Here is a 19,679-nt window from a genome sequence, read left to right as displayed (position 1 = left end):
ATATTAGAATTACTAATTAATTCGACAGCAATTACTTAAATATAATATAAAATTAATATAATATAAAATTAATATAATATAAAATAAAACAAGCAAGAAACAGTAAGAGGGAAAGAAATGAAAGCACTTAAAAAATATGAATGGACCATAATTGGAGCAGGTCCGGCGGGCATGGTAACATTAGGATTTTTGTTGAATAATGGTGTTGAAGCTAGTGATATACTTTGGATTGATCCTTCTTTTAAAGTCGGAGATTTTGGAGAAAAGTGGGGTGAGGTAAGTAGTAATACTTCAGTAGAACTTTTTTTCAGATTTATGGAAGATATAAAATCATTTAATTATGAAAAAAATAACCAGAAATTTGCTATAGATAGTTTTGATAGGCAGGGATTTACTTTATTAAAAGAGGTTGCTAAGCCTTTACAGTGGGTTACGAATGATCTTTTAAAGAGAGTTGATTATAGTAAAGATGTGGTTACAGATCTAAAAATATCTGATGGTGCTTGGAATCTTTGTGGAGAGCATGGTAAGTATATTGCCAAAAAGATTGTTCTTGCTACAGGGGCTTTACCAAAGTCATTAAATATTCATAACTTTGAAGTAACTAAAGAAGTTGATTTGTCGATAGCCCTTACTCCTAATAAGTTAAAACAAGAGCTTGAATCTGATGATAAAGTGGCAGTTTTCGGTTCTTCTCATTCTGCTATGATAATTATTAAAAATTTGCTTGAATCTGGAGTTAAAGAGGTCGCTAATTTTTATCTAGAACCATTAAAGTATGCTGTTAATATGGGTGATTATATTCTTTATGATAACTCTGGCTTAAAGGGAGAGACAGCTAAATGGGTTAGAAAAAATATTTCTCAGAATTTAGATAGTAGGATTAAAAGATATTTGTCTACAGATGAGCAGGTTAACAAGCATTTACATAAATATAATAAAATTGTTTACGCTACAGGCTTTCAACAAAGAGTTCCAAGTGCAGAAGGGATTGATGTAAGACGATATGATCCGACAACAGGAATTATAGCACCAGGACTTTTTGGTGTCGGTATAGGCTTTCCTCAGAAGGTTACAGACCCGAATGGTAATGTTGAGTTAAATGTCGGATTGTTTAAGTTTATGAAAGATATTAAAAGAATGTTACCATTATGGGAAAAATATGATATCTAGATTACTTTAATAATCTTAGAGCATTTATTATAACAATAAGAGTTGTTCCAATATCCGCTGCAATGGCCATCCACAAAGTAGTTAAATTTGCCATAGCAAGTGATATGAAAATAGCTTTTACAGCTATAGCAAAAGTTACATTCTGTTTTATTATATCTAATGTTCTTTTTGAATGTTTGATTAGCCATGGTAGTTTACCAATATCATCAGACATCAGTGCGATATCAGCAGTCTCTATAGCAATATCATTACCAATAGCTCCCATAGCAATCCCTAGATTTGATCTGGCAAGGGCAGGAGCATCATTAATGCCATCACCTATCATTGCAACATTTTTATATTTATTAACAAGTTTTTCAACTTTTGTAACCTTATCTTCAGGTAAAAGTTCAGCATGAAATTCATCAATGCCTGCTTGCTTAGCAATAGCTATAATGTCCCCAGAAAAAGCTACTGATTTTAGAAAGATTTTTATTCCTAGATGTTAAACTTAACTAGATAAATTAGGAAATAGATAAATGAGTAAAAAAAGAGTAACGTATACAGCTGATTTTAAAGCTAAAGTAATTATAGAATTGCTAGAAGGCGATATGACAGTTAATGAGATAGCAAGTAAGTATGATTTACTTCCTAAAAACGTGCACAATTGGAAGCAGCAATTTTTATCTAATGCTTGCTTAGCATTTGATAAAAGCTCTGTTGTTAAGGAGTATAAGCAGGAAATAGATGAGCTTAGAAAAGATAAAGATGCAACAAGTAAAGAACTAGTCGAGGTAATAGTAGAGAGGGATTTTTTAATGGGAAAGCTAAAAAGCTTGGTATCATCAAATGATAGAGTAAACTCTGTAGATACTAAGCTAGAATTATCTTTAAATAATCAGCTTAAACTATTATCTGTATCTAATGGGACTTTTGATGTCTGGGCATTGAATAAATTATAATAATCTCCATGTAAATAATTTTGAAATAGATCATTATATGTCCTTTCCTTTTGGTAATTTTGCCTATACAAATTCATTTAGAGAAGAGTTATATGATAGCTTTGAAACTTATGCTGATACCACATTTGAATTAATAGATGCTTTATCATCATCAAATGCTAAAACTGCTGTTGAGCTATCTTTATCCCCATTTTTTACTCGACAATATAGCAGCATATCTCAGATACTAAAGATAGAATCACAATCATCGATATTGGGTAAAGTGGGAACAAAATTGATTAATGAAATAAAATTAAACAATTCATCCAACATACATTTTATGCTCTAGATGAAACATCAATCTTAAAGCCTAACTCAAAAAGCATGGATGGAAGAAGATTTGTTTATGGATTGACTAATGGTACGGGTAAAGTTGGCATAGGTCATTCATACTCTTATTTAGTATACTTAGGTCAGGAGATGGGGCAATGGGTGGTACCTGTTAATTTGCAGCGAGTGACTGCTGCTGATTCTGGTATTAGTGTAGACTTAGATCAATTCCATAAATACATATCTAATCAAGAGAATTCAGGAGATATTAATGTTCTGATTGGTGACTCAAAATACAGTTCAATGGAATGTATTCATAGAGTTTACTCAGAACATAATAATACATTATTGTTAAGCAGGTTTAACTCTGTTAGAAATTTATCTTTTCAAGATCATAGTGATAATAAGCTCAAAAAATATGGTGAGTCTTTTAAATTAAATGATGAATCAATATGGACTACAGCTCCATCTGATTCTGAACAATGTGAAATAGTTACTACACGAGGAAAAGTATATACTGTAAAATTGACTCGTTGGAATAATTTAATTATTCATGGAAAAAGGAACATGCCAATGCATGAGAATTGTTTTGATATTGTTAAAGTTCAAGTTTTTAAAGACAATGGAGATCCAGTATACTACAAAAATATGTGGTTGATGTTAGCTGGCAAAGATAGAGGAAAGCTGACTAGTTTTGAAATATTTTCTAGATATTCAAGTAGATTTAATATTGAGCATTTCTTTAGGTTTTCTAAGCAACATTTACTTTTAGGTAAATATGAAACTCCAGATACTCCAACACTAGATATTTGGAATCAAGTTAGTGTACTTGCCTACATAAATTCACTTGCATGTGCAAGTTTATTGGATACGGATTTATTACATCCTTGGCAAAAACAAATGCGTAAAAACAATAGGATTTCTAGTTGGAAGGAAGCTAATCAAAAGTGCTATGGAATTAATGGGTATTAAGGCATTGTATCCTAAAAAAAAGACAACTGTCATTAATAAGCAACACAAGAAATATCCATACTTACTTAATGTATTTAAAAATGAGACGAATCAGGTTGTTATAGATAAAGCTAATAAGGTATGGAGTGCTGATATCACGTATATTAGACTAGAATGTGGGTATGCATATTTAGCAGCCATAATAGATTGGCATAGCAAGAAAATACTAGCTTGGAAGATTTCTAATACTATGGATACACATCTAACAACTAGTGTGTTAAAAGAAGCGTTATTTAAATATGGTAAACCTGATATCTTTAACTCTGATCAAGGAACTCAATATACAGCAAAAGAGCATATTAAAATATTATCTGATAATAAAATAAATATATCTATGGATGCTAAAGGAAGATCTATAGATAATATTGCAATTGAGAGATTTTGGAAAACACTGAAATATGAAAATGTTTATCCGGCATCATATATAACTATGAAAGAGGCTAAAGTAGGTATCAAAGAATATATTGATATTTACAACAATGAAAGACTACATTCTAGTATTGGATATATGACTCCTGATGAAGTATATTCTGGTATTTTAGATGCTGCATAAAAGCAAGGAATAAAAATATTTTATAAAGTGGTATTGAATAACAGGGACAGTTTACTAATGTTATCTTTTATACCATCTTGTATTGCAATAGCTCCAATTATTTTTCTATCATTACCTACAAATATTAGTGTAAAGCCATTATCTCCAAGTTTAGTTGTTTGCTCGTGTAAAGATTTGTTATTACAAAGTCGCTTTTCATGAGCAAAAGCATGACTACCAAGCCAAAAACAGCTACCTTTAATTTCTCCTATTACTCCTTTATCTCCAAGCACTTTAGTATTTGTAATCTTATCAAAATCTATATTATTTTGATTTGCATAGTCAATGATTGCTTTAGAAATAGGATGATCAATGGTGTTTTTCTAGACTAGCTGCTATAGAGATTAACTGTTGTTCTGAAAATTATCACTAGCAATCGTATTTTTTACAACTGGGTGCCCTTGAGTTAAAGTTCCTGTTTTATCAAAAGCAATAGCTTTAAGTTTTGTAGGAATCTCAATGAAATTGCCACCTTTAATTAAAATACCATTTCGTGCAGCCTTTGCTAAGCTAGAAACTATAGATATTGGGGTTGATATAACTAGCGCACAGGGACAAGCTATTACAAGAATAACTAAATTGATATATCCATTTAATCCATGGTTGTGCTAGGAACAATGGTGGAAAGATCGCGATTAGTATAGCTAGTACTATCATGCAAGGAGTGTAAACTCTAGCAAATTTATCTACCCATTTTTCCGATGATGAACGCTTTGATTGAGCACGTTCTACAGCTTGAATAATTTTTGCTATGGAGGAATTATCCGCTGTTTTTGTAGTTTTGATTTCAATGGCTGAGTTACCATTTATACTGCCTGCAAAAACTTCATCACCAATTTATTTTTCTACTGGGATTGACTCACCTGTAATTGGAGCTTGGTTTACAAAACTATCACCTTTTATAATAACTCCATCAAGGGCAATTTTTTGACCAGGTTTGACAAGTAGTCTTTTACCTACATTAATTTCTGTTAAAGATTTTTCCTCGAACTCTTTATCGTGACAGCAATACACTAAAGCTGTATCTGGCGTTAGATCCATAAGCTTGGCTATTGCCGAGCGGGCATTACCAACACTCCATGATTCTAATACAAGAGAAAGAGAAAAGAGAAAGCTTACAACAGCAGCTTCAAAAAAACTGTCCAATAGCTGCAGCACAAACAATAGCAATTACCATAAGTAAGTTCATATCCGCATCAAATCGTTTTACAGAAGAAATAGCTTTAGGGAAAACAAACCAACTACCAAATAATATAGCTAAGATATAACTAAGCTGTGATATAACAATTAACGTTGCATTAGAACCATTATCACTATCTATAAATGCCTTTATTAAAACCATGATCAAAAGCATGTAATAGGTATGCAAAGACAATTAAAATACCACTAATTAATGTTGTAATTAAGCGAAGGTGTTTATCAATGAAGCTAGGGTTTTGATTATTTGAAATATAATCTTGCCATATTACAGCACTTAGACCAGATTTTTTTATTGAAGAAATAATTTCTTTTGTAGAAATATCTTGCTGATCTATTAAAAGCTTTCCATTAAGTAAGTCAAATTGCATATTTTCTTCTAATACCTTCTTACCTAAAGCTTTTTTTATAATATTTACTTCTTCAACACAGTCTAAACCGTATACTTTGAATTCTAAATATTGATTACTGCTACTCATAGGAAGCTCTCCTTTGCATGTATTTCAGGTAAATGTTCGAGCTTTTCTTTTATCATCTGCTTAATTATTTTTTGATCATTTTGGATAGTATTATCATCCTCAAGTATTTTTAAAAGCCAATTTAATTGTCCTTTATAAATAGAGTTAAAATAAAAATAATGGAATCGTCCTTGCTTGCGTTTATGGATGAACCCATTACGCCTAAGAATATCTAAATGCTTAGAGATAGTGGAGTTAGCAAGTTTGAAAATATGTGCTAAATGACAAAGACATAATTCGTGTTGGTATATTACCATTAAAATTCGAATTCTTGTCTCATCGCTTAGTGCCTTTTGAAAGTCGACTATATCTGCTAGTTTCATCTTTATAACTATGTTTCGCTAAATAACGAAATAATATAGTTAAAATAATATCTTTTTCTGGGGACATTATATAGCATAGTTTTATGAATAATTTTATTTTTTCTTAAAATAGATTTAAGATTAAACATAAGAATTGTTTACACTTTAATAACTATAGAATATAGTAGAAATAAAACATATATATAGTTTTATTTTATGCAAAAAAATATACTCGTTCTAGGAGCAGGAGCATGGGGTACGGCATTGGCTTTACAACTTGCTTATAAAGGATATGATGTCAAGATTAGTTCTTGGAGAGAAGAGCATAATCAACAAATGTTAAAAGATAATAATAATTTTAAATATCTTCCAAGTATAGAAAAATTCCCAGATAAACTAAGGGCTATTCAAAATTGGCAAGGTAATATTGATGGCTTTGATGATATATTGGTGGCGACTCCTAGTTCTGGTTTTAAAGATATTATTTTAGAGCTTAAAGAACTTATACAACCACACCAAAATATAATCAGTGCAACAAAAGGGTTCTGCCATGATACTTATGCTTTATTAAGTGAAATTGTTGAGGATATCTTGCCAGATGTGAAATTTGCATTATTAACAGGTCCTAGTTTTGCTAAAGAAGTTGCAAATAAACTACCAACAGCGGTAGTAGTTGCATCTAAAGATATTGACTATGCAAAGCATGTACAAGAATTATTTAGCAATGAAAACTTTAGATGCTATACAACTACGGATATTATAGGTGCTCAAGTTGGTGGAGCTGTTAAAAATGTTCTTGCGATAGTAGCAGGTGCAGCTGATGGTATGGAGTTCGGTGTGAATGCTCATGCTGCTTTAATTACACGAGGTCTTGCTGAAATTAAGAAATTAGGACTTAAGTTAGGAGCAAACTTAGAAACTTTTATGGGACTTAGCTGCTTAGGAGACTTGCTTTTAACGTGTTCTGATAATCAATCACGTAATCGTAGGTTTGGGCTCTATCTTGGTCAAGGTATGAATATAGAAGAGTCATTAACAAAGGTGAATAATGTTGTTGAAGGTTATTCAACAGCAAAAGCAGTTTATACTCTTGCTAAGAAATATGATATAGATATGCCTTTAGTCTTTGCTGCTTATAAAGTCTTATATGAGTTAGTAGAGCCTAAAGATATAGTTAAAGAGTTAATGACTCGCCAGCTAAAAAATGAAAGCTAAGTTTTAACCTCCAGCAACTTCTTTTGGCACATAATCCTTAAGATTTGTTTCTTGCATTCTAACTCTTGTATTAAATGCGTAATTTCCAACTTTGACAAGAGGTTTCACAAGAGTTGAGTTTTCCCAGAGACTATTTTCTTTTACCTGTTCAAAAGAATTAAGAGTTGAACAAACTATTGCAAATACAAAACTAAAACGTACTAAAGCAATAAAAAAAGAAAATATAGTCTTTGTAAGACTTTCCTTTTCTTTGTTGTTGCGTAAAAATACTTTCATAATTCCAAATATTATTAAATATGCACCAAGAAGGACTAGGATAAATGATACAATATATGCAATATTAGGATCATCTATTAAAGAATTAATATACGCTTGTTGTATTTTTTGGGCTAAAATTCCGGCTAGCACAACTGAGAAAATCATTAAAACTAATAAAACTATATTTTTAAATAATCCTTTTACTGACGCAAATAGGCTTAGTATTAAAATTACTACAATTATTAAGATATCTAAAAAGTTTATATTCTCTAAAAATGTCATATCTTTTATCCTACTATTATATCTTTTATTTGATTAAGATTAGTTATTCCAATAATTTCAATATTTTTGGCAGATATTGTTTTTGAGATATTTGCCTGAGGAACTATAATTTTTTTAAAACCATGTTTTTTTGCTTCATTAATTCTTTCTATCCCATATGGAATAGGGCGTATTTCTCCAGATAAACCAACCTCACCCACTATTAGCATATCATGAGGTATCTCTATTTCTTTGATGCTTGAATAGATTATTAAAATAAGAGCTAAATCAATACTTGTTTCGTTTATTTTAATACCACCAACAACATTTAAAAAAACATCCTTATCATATAGATCAATATGCATATAGCGTTGTATAACTGCTAAAATCATTGCAAGACGATTACTGTCAATACCTACACACAATCTTCTTGGAGGTTGATTAATATTTTTATCAACAACTAAAGATTGAAGCTCAACTAATAATGGGCGAGTTCCTTCCCATACAGAGACTATTACACTACCAATAAGGTTTGTACGACCATTATTTAAAAATATAGCTGAAGGATTTTTAACCTCTTTCATACCTTTATCAGTCATAGCAAATATGCCAATTTCATTTACAGCACCAAATCTATTTTTAAGTGCACGCATCATACGATATCTACCATTATCTTGTGATTCAATGAAGATTACAGCATCAACAATATGTTCCAAAACTCTGGGTCCCGCAACATCTCCTGATTTTGTAACATGTCCAACAAGAAAAATAGCTATCTCATGTTGTTTAGCAACTTGTGTTATATATGCTGTAGATTCACGTACTTGGGACACGCCGCCTATCATAGATTGAAGTTCGGGGTTATATATAGTTTGAATTGAATCAATAACAATAACTTCTGGCTTGTGCTTAATAATATAATTAGATATTTGTTCAATATTTGTTTCACACATTATCAACAGATTATCTTTAGGTAAACTAAGCCTTTCTGCCCTTAATGCTATTTGCTCTAAAGATTCTTCTCCACTCACATATAAGACTTTTTTGCTTAAAGATAAAAAGGCCATTATCTGTAAAAGGATAGAGGATTTTCCAATACCTGGGTCTCCACCGACTAGAGTTACAGAACCTTTAACTATTCCTCCACCAAGAACTCGATCAAACTCAGATATACCAGTCGATATACGAGAGTGTTCTTTACCTTTAATATTTGAAAGAGCTGTGGCTTTTGTAATACTTCCTGAAAATCCAGCTCGAGACTTTGGAGTTTTTCTAGCATCTACTTGGACTTCCTCAATCAGAGTATTCCATTGATTGCAACTGTAACATTGTCCTTGCCAGCGATGCGAAGTAGCACCGCACTCTTGACAAATAAATATAGTTTTTTGCTTTGACATAAAAAATTACTTTATTTTGTATCCTAATAAATATTTACTAAGAATTCTTTCAGTTTCTGAAGAATTCGGTCCAATAAATTGGACTATATAACGGTATTGATTACTATTTTCGTTATTTGATAAACGAATATTTTTAGGATAAATAGAAACTATTCGTGCTTCACAACCAACCTGCTCTTTAAGTTCTGTTAGTGTGATTGATATTCTAATAATGTCTCCAAGATGGAGAATTTTAGGGGTATTAATTTCCATGCCCCCATCCTTAATTATGCGAAAATGTAAACCATTAACTTGTTCGCGTTGATCGAAGATGTATTCTAATTCTTGCTTGATATCTTTTTCACTATAGTCTACAGATATCTTACCTTCAACTATGTCACTATCAAAATTGTCATGCTCTTTTTCATGTTTTTCTTCGAGAGTATCTGGGGTTTCTTTTACTTCATTAAAATCATCATCTAATAGAGAAGGGTCTATATCTAGACTTTGACTTTCATCTAAGTTAATTTCAATGACATTAATATTTTCATCTGAATCATCATTATCAGAATCAGTGTTAATGTTGTACTCAGAACTTTGCGAATGATCAGCTTCACTTTCAAAATCGTTATTTTTCTCTATTAAATCATCATGTCTATGTTGTGATTCTTGAGATTCTTCATCAAGCACTCTAGCTCGAGGTTTTTTCTCATTATCTTTTCCCTTGCTATTTCCAGCTCCTTTTTTTAGAAGATCTAATCTACTATTCATTTTATATGCCTCTTTGATCGTGATCTAAATATTTTATAACTAATATATATAATACTTGAAAGTAAAATAAGTATAAATATAGATAGATATCTATTATTAGATATCCAGTTGGATATGTCTACATGGTTGACAAATTTTAAGATAGCATAACCAAATAAATATCCTAAAGTTATGTAAATAAATGACCATACAAAGCTACTTAAAGCATCTAGGCAAATAAATTTATATTTACTAACTTTACTAAGGCCAACTATTAAGGTAGTTACTGTTCTTAAACCGTATAAAAATCGGATACTAAGAATGGCTAATGATTCATATTTTTCTAAAAATTCTGAAGACTTTTTAGCTTTATAGCTCCAAGATGCTTTTCTTTGAATAAGCTTCTTACCAATAAATTTAGATAGGATAAATATCGTATTATCGTGAGCAATAGCTCCTAAAGTTGCGGCTATGATTACTAAAGGATAACTAAATAGGCTTGCTGCTGTAGCAATACCTACCATGATTAAAAAAATCTCACCTTCAATAAAAACAGCTAAGGCTACAGCTAAGTACCCCCAATGAATTAAGAGGTTTGAAAACTCTTGCTCACTCATAATTATTTCATATAAGCTTTTGTAATTAGTAGCTCATCTAGTATTACTAGAGCTAGCATAGCTTCAGCTATTGGCACACCTCTTATGCCAACACAAGGATCATGCCTACCTTTGGTTATTATTGTTGTATCATTACCATTGGTATCTATACTTTTACCTGGTTGCAAAATACTAGAGGTTGGTTTAAAAGCTAATTTTGCAGTGACATCTTGCCCAGTTGAGATTCCTCCTAAGATTCCCCCAGCATGATTTGTTAAAAAGCCTTGATCTTGAGTTATTTCATCACGATGCTGACTACCTCTTTGAGCAACACAACTAAAACCATCTCCAATGCTTACAGCTTTTACAGCATTTATACTCATTAGCGCATGAGCAATATTAGCATCAAGCCTGTCAAAAACAGGTCTTCCCAGACCCGTTTCTAAACCAGTTGCAATAACAGTTACTTCAGCTCCAATTGAATCACCTTGTTTACGGATTTCATGAATTAATTTTTCACAGTTTTCGATAGCATTTTTATCTGCAATAAAAAAAGGATTTTGATTAATAAAACTTTTCTCTTTAAAGTTTATCTTTAGATCTCCTATCTGTGAGCAGTATCCATAGATTTCTATATTGTAGTGTTTCAATATTTTTTTAGATATTGCCCCAGCTGCAACGCGCATAGCTGTTTCTCTTGCTGAAGATCGACCTCCTCCGCGATAGTCCCGAATTCCATATTTCTTAAAATATGTGTAATCAGCGTGACCAGGGCGAAATTTATCTTTTATTTCGCCATAATCTTTTGATTTTTGGTCTTGGTTTTTTATGATTAATCCAATAGGTGTACCTGTTGTTTTACCCTCAAAAACGCCTGAAATTACTTTGACTTCGTCTGGCTCTTTACGTTGCGTTGTAAATTTTGATTGTCCTGGTTTACGTCTGTCTAGTTCTATTTGAATATCTTCTTCACTTAATGGGATATTACTTGGGCAGCCATCAATGATTGCGGCAAGAGAGTCTCCATGGCTTTCACCACATGTTGTTACGGTAAAAATTTTACCAAAAGTGTTTCCTGACATGCTTGATAACAGTAAATAGTTTATGTGCTTATAATAACATAAATACTAATTTTATTTTATGTGTATCTAGGTTCTATTTTATAAGTTTATAGGCCAGGTTTGTGATATAAGGCAATATTGGTATAATAAAAGTTAACGTTAGTATTGAAGATTTAGCTATTGTTGGAACTATTAAAAGGTATTATTTTTTTGTAAAAGCTTCTTTATACCCAACTAGAAAAATAAGTCTAGACAAAAACTATAAATAGATAATTATAAACAATATGCGATCTATATATATTGTGAAAGCATATAATTAGTTTTTATGGTAATTTCTATAATAAATCTTTTGAGTCAATAAAATTAGTATTACTGGGAGTATTGAGATGGCATTAGTTTTATAGATTATGTCCCAAGAAAAGAGTATACAACTTAACAAGTACAAACAAGTACAAACAAGTACAAACAAGTACAAACAAGTACAAACAAGTACAAACAAGTACAAACAAGTACAAACAAGTACAAACAAGTGCCTGCTAAGGCTATCAGTATGAAAGCTAAACTATATCCATCTGCTCTTTTTTGTTTATAATTTTTATAAATTTGTGGAAACCAGAAAACTATGCTTATATTGAAACCAATATGTTGAGCAATTTTATATATGATTGTTGAATTTGACCCCATTGAGAGCATTGCAACTGCAAAACATATTATAAAAAATAGATTTGCTAATTCAGGGACTTTTCTGGATAGAAAGGTGATCTGCAATTGCTGGATACATACCCCAAGTAGATAAAATATAGCCACAACCGCATATTGCCATTTATATCCGTACCCTATAGTTATAACCATATCACATAAGATAGAAACAAAAATTGCAAATTGAGATAAAACACTTATATTAGATAATCTTTTCCTATGTTTCATATTGTATATGACTTGAGGGATATACTGTATCGAGTATGCAAAAAAACCGGTGTTAAGTATTATTGCGCCGATAAGTTCTTTAGTGATAATACTAACCTCAATCTAAATTAAGTGATTTATTAATATCGTATAAGCTTTTTATTAAATATATTATCTTTATTTTAAATTTTTGTTAAAAAGATATAGATATGCACTGTATCCATCTTTTTTCATATCGGCTTTGGGGATAAATCTAAGAGCTGCTGAATTCATGCAGTATCTTTTACTAGAAGGCTTGGGACCATCATCAAAAATATGTCCTAAATGAGATTTTCCATGTTTGGATAGAACTTCTGTTCTATTCATAAACCAGCTATTATCAACTTTTGTAACTATAAATGATTGATTAATTAATCGGTTTAGTAAAACTAGGCCAACCAGTTCCTGAGTTATATATTTGTTTGTTGAACTAAAAAGAGGTTCACCAGAAACTATATCAACGTATATACCTTGTTTATGGTTATTCCAATATTTATTATTAAATGCTCTTTCAGTACCTCCTTTTTGGGTTACATAGTATTGTAGTTTACTAAGTTTACTAAGTTTACTAAGTTTATTAAGTTTGCTTAGAGCTTCTGGCTTATTATAGCTTTGCCATTTTGAAGTTTCAGAGAATCCAAGTATTGGAACAATTAATATTATAAATGTTAAAAGTTTCTTCATAATAATTATGAATTCTATAATACCCCATGAAATTTTAACAACAATTTTGAGAATTTAGTTCCTAAAGTAGCTAAACTATAAATGAGCAATTTAGGATAAATGTAAATGAGTAATAAGAGAAAAATATATACCGTTGAATTTAAGACTAAAGTTGTCTTGGAAGTATTGAGGAAAGATCAAACAATCACACAGTTATCAGTAAAATATAATATTACGCCCAAAAACATAAATAATTGAAAAACAGCCTTTTTAGAAAATGCTGAGTTGGCAATGGATCCATCCAAATCAGTATCACAATATAAAAAAGACAATGCAAAGCTTCAAACCAAGATAGATCAGTATTCTAAGAAGGTTGGACAACTAACAATTGAGAAGGAATTTCTTGAGGGAAAGCTCGTAAGCTTGGGATTATCTGATAGAAAAGCGATGATTGATCCTAAGCATAAATTATCTGTTGTAAAACAAAGTTTCTTATTAGAAGTTTCTAGAGCTGGTTTATATTACAAGCCTGTGGTTAACGAACATAAAGAAGAAGTAAAAGCAAAGCTTATACAGATACATGAGGAGATTCCCTGCTACGGCTATATAAAAGCTCATAAGCAATTAATAGAAGATGGGTTTAGCATCTGTGAGAACACAGTACAAAAGTATCGTAAAGAGTTAGGCATCAAAGCTATATTGGCGGTGAAAAAACCAAACTTAAACTTATCTGAACCTAACAAAGAGCATGCTATTTATAGTTACAAACTAAAAGGTTTAAGCATATTGAGACCTAATCAAGTTTGGTCTACAGATATTACATATATTAAGACTGATGCTGGCACAGTTTATATGGCAGCTATTATTGATTGGTACTCTAAGGCTGTACTAAGTTGGGAGATATCCAACACTATGGATAGTAGTTTAGTTATGAAAGTTTTAAATGAAGCTCTGTATAAATATGGAGTACCAGAAATATTTAACACTGATCAAGGTAGCCAGTACACATCTAACATTCATATCCAAACATTATTGGATAAAAAAATTACTATATCTATGGATGGTAAAGGTAGAGCAACTGATAACATTTGCATCGAAAGATTTTGGAGAAGTGCTAAATGTGAGAGATTTTATTTAAATCAATATCCTGGCATTGTTGAACTAAGAAACGATGTGGATGATTATATAGATTTTTATAATAATAGAAGATTTCATGAGTCTATCAATTATAAAAAACCTATGGAATTTTATTACGATAACTTATTGGAAAAACGGGCGGCTTAGATGGGAACTAAATAATTGAAAATATTGTTTAATTTATTGGGGTAGTATAGAATATATTTTTAAATATTTGTATTATGTTTAGTATAATATTGGGACATTAGGTGTATATGATGGCTGTAAATATATCTTATAAAATATTTGGTATAGTTTTAATTTTAGTTTTAATTTTAGTTTTATTAACTAGATTTTCTCTTTTTGAAGAAGAGCCATACGATAGATGTCATGATGGTGAATTAATTGTTCATATGAAAAGCACAGATACAAATAAAGAGGTGGGGACAATTACAATAGCACCTTATATCCAAAATGGTAAGCGAGAAGGCATGTTGATAACACCACACTTATATAACTTGCCTAAATCTAGCACACATGGGATACATATCCATGTTAATCCAAGTTGTAAAAATAAAAGGAAATTGGCGGGAGGGCATTGGGATCCTCAGAATACTGGAAAACACTTAGGTCCGTATAATGAGAATGGTCACAAAGGTGATTTACCTGTTCTTGTTGTTAATTCTAATGGCACAGCTACTAAACCTATATTAGCTCATAAATTAGATTCTTTAGAGGAGCTTGTTGGGCACAGCATAATGATTCATGAGGGCCCAGATAATTATTCAGATAAACCTAAGCCTCTCGGTGGAGGTGGTAATAGGATGTGGTGTGGGGTTATTACAGATTAATTATTATGCATTATGAAACAATAATCCGTCTAGGTTTCTTTATAGGAATATTTTTAGTTATAGCTTTATGGGAGCTTTTTGCTCCGATGAGGAAACTGAAAATACCAAAGAAGAAACGTTGGCTTAATAATCTAGTATTAGTAGTATTAAATACTTTAGCAGTTAAATTTATTTTTCCTACTACAGCTGTTGGAATTGCATTACTTTGTGGCCACTATAGCTTAGGAATACTTAATATATTACAGATACCTTTATGGTTTAAGGTTGTCATAGCTTTTTTAGTCTTAGACTTTGCTATTTATACTCAACATGTGTTGTTTCATTATCTACCTTTATTATGGAGGTTTCATAAAGTTCATCATATTGATTTAGATTATGATGTTACTACAGGTTTACGTTTTCATCCTATTGAAATAGTTTTATCGATGTTAATCAAGTTTGCAGTAATCTGCTTCATAGGAGCACCCGTGTTAGCTGTAGTTATTTTTGAGGTTACCCTAAATGGGTTAGCTTTGTTTAATCATGGTAATATTAGAATTTTTAAAAAGCTAGATAAGTTTTTAAGAGTTTTTATTGTTACTCCTGATGTTCATAGGATTCATCATTCAACAGTTCCTTCTGAAACTAATTCTAACTTTGGTTTTAATTTAATTTTTTGGGACAAATTGCTTGGAACATATAAAAAGCAGCCTAAAAAAGGTCATATATCAATGGATATAGGTTTAGATGAATATAAAAATTCAAAGACTCAAAAACATGCTTAAAGTTCCCTTTCTTAGATAGTTTTGTATTTATGCTTGTGCTTGAATTGTTGATTAATTTAATTGATAATAATAACTAATCCAATTAGATACAGAGATGTTGTTAATGTCAGATATAAATGAATTAGGTAAAGTTTATGAGCGTCCTTGGGGAACTTATCAAACAATTAATTTTACAGAAAAAAGTCAAACTAAAATTATCACGGTAAAATCTAAAGGACATCTTTCTTTGCAAAAGCATTTTAAAAGAGCTGAACACTGGGTTGTTGTAACAGGTAAACCGACGATAACAGTTGATGAGAGTGTTAAAGAATATTGTGTTGGTGAACATATTTTCATCCCTAAAGAATCTGTGCATAGGCTAGAAAACTTTACAGATAGTGATATTCAGATTATTGAAGTTCAAGTTGGAAATTATCTTGGTGAAGATGATATAGTACGTTTAGAAGATATCTATAAGCGTGACTAACACCAATCCCAATACAAATTCATACTTTCTATCATTGCATTTTACACCTTCTTTAGCCTTTTAATATTTGCCAATAGCTTTTGCTATTACCGGCATATCAAAAGATTAAATTAGGTACAAACTCTCTTTGAGATAAATATACTAATTTGTATTGGGACTGGCATAACTTCTAAAAAAATACTAAAAAAAATATTTATTCTGTACCCCTATCATTTAAAATAGTTATTGTATTCATATTTTATTAAATAACTGGAGTATTTCAATGACTATAAAATCAAAAGCAGCTGTTGCTTATAAAGCTGGACAACCATTAACTGTTGAAATGGTTAATGTTTCTTTACCCAAAGATAATGAAGTTTTAGTTGAGGTTAAAGCAACAGGTATTTGTCATACAGATGCATTTACTTTGTCAGGTGCGGATCCTGAAGGGCTATTTCCTGCAATATTAGGCCATGAAGGTGCTGGTGTAGTAGTAGAAGTTGGTAAAAATGTTACATCTGTAAAGCCGGGAGATCATGTGATTGCTCTTTACACTCCGGAATGTAGAGAGTGTGAGTATTGCTTAAATCCAAAAACCAATCTGTGCCAAGCAATTAGAGAGACTCAAGGTAAAGGTTTGATGCCAGATGGTAGTTCTAGATTTACTACACAAGATGGTAGAGAAATATTTCATTATATGGGATGTTCAACATTTTCAAATTATACAGTCTTACCAGAAATAGCAGTAGCTAAAATTCGTAAAGATGCACCTTTAGACAAGGTTTGCTATATAGGCTGTGGTGCAACTACAGGGGTTGGAGCTGTAGTTAAGACTGCAAATGCTGAGGCAGGAGCTAGTGTGGTTGTATTTGGCTTAGGTGGAATTGGTCTAAATGTAATACAAGGTGCTAAACTTGTCGGGGCTGGTCAGATAGTAGGTGTTGATATTGATAACAATAAAAAAGAATTAGCAGAAAAATATGGTATGACAAATTTTGTTAATCCAAATGAAATTGATGAAGATCTTGTCCAGCATTTAATTCGCTTAACTGGTGGGGGTGCTGATTATAGTTTTGAATGTATTGGTAATACAAAACTTATGCGCCAGGCTTTAGAATGTGCCCATAAAGGTTGGGGGCAAAGTATAGTAATAGGTGTTGCTGGAGCTGGTCAAGAAATTAGTACAAGACCATTTCAGCTTGTGACAGGTCGTACTTGGAAAGGTTCGGCTTTTGGAGGAATGCGTGGCAGAACTGATGTACCAATGATAGTTGATTGGTATATGGATGGTCGTATCGATATAGATAATCTTATTACTTCGAATATAAAGATTGAAGATATTAATAAAGGTTTTGCCGATATGCATAAGAATATTAGGACAGTTGTCAGCTTTTAAGGTTCATAACTTGTACGGAAGGGGCAAAGTATGTGTAAAGTTAGTAAATTTTATAAATTAATGTTTTTAGTATTATTAACACTTGTGTTAATAATACTGGTTGATAATTATGACTATTTTTATGGAGATGTTACTGTTGCTAAGCATATCCAAGCTATTTTTTCTGGAGATATCGCCTGGGCTAATATTCTTTCGAATTTAGCTGAGTTTCCTTATAATATAGTTTTGTTAATTATAGCCATGGCTATAGCTTTTTATATTAAAGGCTATAGAGCGGCATTTTTAGCTGTTATTAGTTTCATAGGTTTATCCTTAATTGATAAAGTAATTAAAGTTTTTGTCTTTCAAGCAAGACCTTCGGCTGATTTGATTTCCGTCAGACACAAGTCTACCACATCAGGATTTCCATCAACTTCAGCAATTATTTATGTAGCAATATTTGGTTTTTTGTTGTTACTTAGTGCTAGGTTTATAAAGAATCATTATTTAATAAAGTTATTTTCTTTATTAGTTTTATACCTCTAATAGCAATATTTATCGATAGAGTTGTATTAGGGGCACATTGGCCAAGTGATTTAATTATAACGTATATGGTAGGAGTAGTATGGATTATGTTTTTAATATCCTTTATAAAAAGAACACAAAACTAAGTTATTTGTTATTATATGCTTTAATTGCTTTTTCAAATAGTTCTAAGGCTCTTTTAAGTAATTTTTCTTCTAGGATATATGCTATTCTTACTTCATCTTTACCAAGTTCTTTTGTTGCGTAGAAATCAGTTGCTGGAGATATCATAACTGTTTCCTTATTATCTTCAAAATCAGTTAATAACCAAAGAGCAAATTTTTCAGCATCATCAATAGGCAGTTTAGCAATTACATAAAAAGCACCTGTTGGTTTTTCACAAATTACATTTTCCATTTTAGAAAGAGCTGCAAAAGTGACATCTCTTCTTTTCTGGTATTCTTTATTTACTTCTTTTAGATAATCTTCAGAAACTTCATAAAGTGCTGCAGAACCAATTTGCTCAAGAGTTGGTGCGCATAACCTTGTTTGGCAAAGTTTTGTTACCTGAGCAATAAAGTCTTTATTCTTTGAGCAAAGAGAGCCAATTCTAGCACCACAAGCACTATAACGCTTAGAAACTGAATCAACTATGATAACTCTATTTTCAACACTTTTTATATTGCCAAAAGAAGTACAAGTAAGTCCATCATAGGTAAATTCACGATATACTTCATCACTAATGATAAATAGATCTTTCTCTTTAGCAACTTCAGCTAAAACCTCAAGCTCTTCTTTAGTATAAACAACACCAGTAGGATTTCCTGGGTTAGAAATCATAATCGCACGAGTTCTATCAGTAACACATGTTAAGATTTCTTCTTTTGATGGTAGATGGAAGCCTTCTTCAGCTTTTGTTGTAATAGGCTTAATAGCTACATCAACGGCTGTGGTAAAACCATTATAATTTGTATAAAAGGGTTCTGGTACAAGTATTTCATCACCTGCATTACAAGTTGCAATTGCTGCAAATATAAGTGCTTCTGAACCACCATTTGTGATTAGGATTTCATTTTCTGTAAAATCCATATCAAATCTTTTGTAGTATTTTGATATAGCTTTGATCAGACTAGGTTCACCACTTGCTATCGAGTAAGCAATAGTTTCTTCATCATAATCTCTAATAGCATCCATAAACTCATGAGGAGTCTTAATATCTGGCTGACCAATGTTTAGGTGATAAACTTTTCTACCTTCTTTTTCAGCTTGCGTTGCATACGGTACTAACTTACGTACGGGAGAGGCTTGCATTGCCTGTACTCTTTTTGATAACTGCATTTTTGTTGATCCTATATTTTGGGTTTCACATTTGAATTATAATATGTTTTTATCTGATAAAGAAAGGCTAATAGATTATATTTATTGACAAAACTTG

27 protein-coding genes and 2 pseudogenes are annotated in these 19,679 nt (G+C 31.4%); 15 read left to right on the top strand and 14 right to left on the bottom strand.

Annotated elements, in window-relative coordinates; genetic code table 11:
* Window positions 1–117 precede the first annotated feature (117 nt).
* Window positions 118–1,173: an FAD-dependent oxidoreductase gene (locus CDV26_RS09865; protein WP_088773132.1), complete on the top strand. Its 1,056-nt coding sequence runs from the start codon at window positions 118–120 to the stop codon at window positions 1,171–1,173.
* A 1-nt stretch (window position 1,174) separates the two neighbouring features.
* Here the strand turns inward: CDV26_RS09865 and CDV26_RS09860 are convergent.
* Window positions 1,175–1,615 (bottom strand): annotated as a pseudogene (locus tag CDV26_RS09860) (HAD-IC family P-type ATPase); the annotation flags it as partial.
* Window positions 1,616–1,691: 76 nt separating this feature from the next.
* On the opposite strand from CDV26_RS09860, the gene CDV26_RS12260 reads away from it, so the two are divergent.
* The 4 genes from CDV26_RS12260 to CDV26_RS09840 are packed head-to-tail and all read left to right on the top strand — an operon-like array spanning window position 1,692 to window position 3,987.
* Entirely contained in the window at window positions 1,692–2,114 is a 423-nt protein-coding gene (locus CDV26_RS12260) for a transposase (protein WP_157671591.1), read from the top strand.
* A 37-nt stretch (window positions 2,115–2,151) separates the two neighbouring features.
* Window positions 2,152–2,442, top strand: coding sequence for a hypothetical protein (locus tag CDV26_RS09850; protein ID WP_088773130.1), 291 nt, complete (start codon window positions 2,152–2,154; stop codon window positions 2,440–2,442).
* A 35-nt stretch (window positions 2,443–2,477) separates the two neighbouring features.
* Window positions 2,478–3,395, top strand: a complete 918-nt coding sequence (locus CDV26_RS09845) for a hypothetical protein (RefSeq protein ID WP_088773129.1) — start codon at window positions 2,478–2,480, stop codon at window positions 3,393–3,395.
* Window positions 3,385–3,987, top strand: a complete 603-nt coding sequence (locus tag CDV26_RS09840; RefSeq protein WP_245806439.1) for an IS3 family transposase — start codon at window positions 3,385–3,387, stop codon at window positions 3,985–3,987. Before CDV26_RS09845 ends, CDV26_RS09840 begins: the two co-directional genes overlap by 11 nt.
* A 20-nt stretch (window positions 3,988–4,007) precedes the next feature.
* Here the strand turns inward: CDV26_RS09840 and CDV26_RS13285 are convergent, their stop codons facing one another.
* Window positions 4,008–4,259 carry a hypothetical protein gene (locus tag CDV26_RS13285; RefSeq protein WP_245806438.1) on the bottom strand — a complete coding sequence of 84 codons (252 nt, stop codon included), beginning with the start codon at window positions 4,257–4,259 and terminating at the stop codon, window positions 4,008–4,010.
* A gap of 226 nt (window positions 4,260–4,485) precedes the next feature.
* Here CDV26_RS13285 and CDV26_RS13280 point away from each other — a divergent pair, with 226 nt between their 5' ends.
* Window positions 4,486–4,638, top strand: a complete 153-nt coding sequence (locus CDV26_RS13280; protein ID WP_245806585.1) for a hypothetical protein — start codon at window positions 4,486–4,488, stop codon at window positions 4,636–4,638.
* A gap of 225 nt (window positions 4,639–4,863) precedes the next feature.
* Here CDV26_RS13280 and CDV26_RS14130 read toward each other — a convergent pair whose 3' ends face one another.
* The 4 genes from CDV26_RS14130 to CDV26_RS09830 are packed head-to-tail and all read right to left on the bottom strand — an operon-like array spanning window position 4,864 to window position 6,064.
* Entirely contained in the window at window positions 4,864–5,184 is a 321-nt protein-coding gene (locus CDV26_RS14130; protein WP_476701692.1) for a P-type ATPase actuator domain-containing protein, read from the bottom strand.
* The gene (locus tag CDV26_RS13270) at window positions 5,156–5,368 is read right to left on the bottom strand and encodes a hypothetical protein (RefSeq protein WP_212789410.1); all 213 of its coding nucleotides are present in this window, start codon (window positions 5,366–5,368) and stop codon (window positions 5,156–5,158) included. The genes CDV26_RS14130 and CDV26_RS13270 overlap by 29 nt, the downstream gene beginning before the upstream one ends.
* Entirely contained in the window at window positions 5,340–5,702 is a 363-nt protein-coding gene (locus CDV26_RS13265; RefSeq protein WP_212789409.1) for a heavy-metal-associated domain-containing protein, read from the bottom strand. Before CDV26_RS13265 ends, CDV26_RS13270 begins: the two co-directional genes overlap by 29 nt.
* Window positions 5,699–6,064 (bottom strand): ArsR/SmtB family transcription factor, encoded by a 366-nt coding sequence (locus tag CDV26_RS09830; protein ID WP_088773127.1) that lies wholly within the window; start codon window positions 6,062–6,064, stop codon window positions 5,699–5,701. Before CDV26_RS09830 ends, CDV26_RS13265 begins: the two co-directional genes overlap by 4 nt.
* Window positions 6,065–6,259: 195 nt before the next feature.
* Here CDV26_RS09830 and CDV26_RS09825 point away from each other — a divergent pair, with 195 nt between their 5' ends.
* Entirely contained in the window at window positions 6,260–7,258 is a 999-nt protein-coding gene (locus CDV26_RS09825; RefSeq protein WP_088773126.1) for an NAD(P)H-dependent glycerol-3-phosphate dehydrogenase, read from the top strand.
* Between the two features lie 3 nt (window positions 7,259–7,261).
* Here CDV26_RS09825 and CDV26_RS09820 read toward each other — a convergent pair whose 3' ends face one another.
* The 7 genes and pseudogenes from CDV26_RS09820 to msrB all read right to left on the bottom strand — a co-directional run bounded on the left by CDV26_RS09820 (window position 7,262) and on the right by msrB (window position 13,189).
* Complete coding sequence (locus tag CDV26_RS09820) at window positions 7,262–7,798, bottom strand: CvpA family protein (protein WP_088773125.1); 537 nt, start codon at window positions 7,796–7,798, stop codon at window positions 7,262–7,264.
* A gap of 5 nt (window positions 7,799–7,803) precedes the next feature.
* Window positions 7,804–9,174: a DNA repair protein RadA gene (gene radA, locus CDV26_RS09815; RefSeq protein WP_088773124.1), complete on the bottom strand. Its 1,371-nt coding sequence runs from the start codon at window positions 9,172–9,174 to the stop codon at window positions 7,804–7,806.
* 6 nt (window positions 9,175–9,180) lie between these two features.
* A complete protein-coding gene (locus tag CDV26_RS09810; RefSeq protein WP_088773123.1) occupies window positions 9,181–9,924 on the bottom strand; it encodes a PilZ domain-containing protein in 744 nt (247 codons plus the stop codon).
* The gene (locus CDV26_RS09805) at window positions 9,921–10,520 is read right to left on the bottom strand and encodes a DedA family protein (protein WP_088773122.1); all 600 of its coding nucleotides are present in this window, start codon (window positions 10,518–10,520) and stop codon (window positions 9,921–9,923) included. The genes CDV26_RS09810 and CDV26_RS09805 overlap by 4 nt, the downstream gene beginning before the upstream one ends.
* Window positions 10,521–10,522: 2 nt before the next feature.
* Complete coding sequence (aroC, locus tag CDV26_RS09800; RefSeq protein ID WP_088773121.1) at window positions 10,523–11,581, bottom strand: chorismate synthase; 1,059 nt, start codon at window positions 11,579–11,581, stop codon at window positions 10,523–10,525.
* Window positions 11,582–11,876: 295 nt separating this feature from the next.
* Window positions 11,877–12,574 (bottom strand): annotated as a pseudogene (locus tag CDV26_RS09795) (PQ-loop repeat-containing protein).
* A 69-nt stretch (window positions 12,575–12,643) separates the two neighbouring features.
* Window positions 12,644–13,189, bottom strand: a complete 546-nt coding sequence (gene msrB, locus CDV26_RS09790; RefSeq protein WP_088773120.1) for a peptide-methionine (R)-S-oxide reductase MsrB — start codon at window positions 13,187–13,189, stop codon at window positions 12,644–12,646.
* A 105-nt stretch (window positions 13,190–13,294) separates the two neighbouring features.
* Here msrB and CDV26_RS13675 point away from each other — a divergent pair, with 105 nt between their 5' ends.
* The 8 genes from CDV26_RS13675 (at window position 13,295) to CDV26_RS14075 (ending at window position 18,390) form a co-directional block, all read left to right on the top strand.
* On the top strand, window positions 13,295–13,426 hold the full coding sequence (locus tag CDV26_RS13675) for a transposase (protein WP_169709692.1): 132 nt from the start codon (window positions 13,295–13,297) through the stop codon (window positions 13,424–13,426).
* A gap of 33 nt (window positions 13,427–13,459) precedes the next feature.
* Window positions 13,460–14,452 (top strand): IS3 family transposase, encoded by a 993-nt coding sequence (locus CDV26_RS09785; RefSeq protein ID WP_088771586.1) that lies wholly within the window; start codon window positions 13,460–13,462, stop codon window positions 14,450–14,452.
* 110 nt (window positions 14,453–14,562) lie between these two features.
* A complete protein-coding gene (locus CDV26_RS09780) occupies window positions 14,563–15,135 on the top strand; it encodes a superoxide dismutase family protein (RefSeq protein WP_088773119.1) in 573 nt (190 codons plus the stop codon).
* 5 nt (window positions 15,136–15,140) lie between these two features.
* The gene (locus tag CDV26_RS09775; protein WP_245806437.1) at window positions 15,141–15,899 is read left to right on the top strand and encodes a sterol desaturase family protein; all 759 of its coding nucleotides are present in this window, start codon (window positions 15,141–15,143) and stop codon (window positions 15,897–15,899) included.
* Window positions 15,900–16,002: 103 nt separating this feature from the next.
* Window positions 16,003–16,365: a phosphomannose isomerase type II C-terminal cupin domain gene (locus CDV26_RS09770; RefSeq protein ID WP_088773118.1), complete on the top strand. Its 363-nt coding sequence runs from the start codon at window positions 16,003–16,005 to the stop codon at window positions 16,363–16,365.
* A 262-nt stretch (window positions 16,366–16,627) separates the two neighbouring features.
* Window positions 16,628–17,740, top strand: coding sequence for an S-(hydroxymethyl)glutathione dehydrogenase/class III alcohol dehydrogenase (locus CDV26_RS09765; protein ID WP_088773117.1), 1,113 nt, complete (start codon window positions 16,628–16,630; stop codon window positions 17,738–17,740).
* Window positions 17,741–17,770: 30 nt separating this feature from the next.
* Entirely contained in the window at window positions 17,771–18,265 is a 495-nt protein-coding gene (locus CDV26_RS09760; protein WP_088773116.1) for a hypothetical protein, read from the top strand.
* Entirely contained in the window at window positions 18,238–18,390 is a 153-nt protein-coding gene (locus tag CDV26_RS14075; RefSeq protein WP_088773495.1) for a phosphatase PAP2 family protein, read from the top strand. The genes CDV26_RS09760 and CDV26_RS14075 overlap by 28 nt, the downstream gene beginning before the upstream one ends.
* 1 nt (window position 18,391) lies before the next feature.
* On the opposite strand, the gene CDV26_RS09750 is transcribed toward CDV26_RS14075, so the two are convergent.
* Window positions 18,392–19,582, bottom strand: a complete 1,191-nt coding sequence (locus CDV26_RS09750) for a pyridoxal phosphate-dependent aminotransferase (protein ID WP_088773115.1) — start codon at window positions 19,580–19,582, stop codon at window positions 18,392–18,394.
* Window positions 19,583–19,679: the final 97 nt, after the last annotated feature.

This window comes from Francisella halioticida, assembly GCF_002211785.1.
GTDB lineage: Bacteria > Pseudomonadota > Gammaproteobacteria > Francisellales > Francisellaceae > Francisella > Francisella halioticida.
Note: the sequence above shows the minus strand (reverse complement) of the source record. Positions and strands in the feature narration are given on the sequence as shown.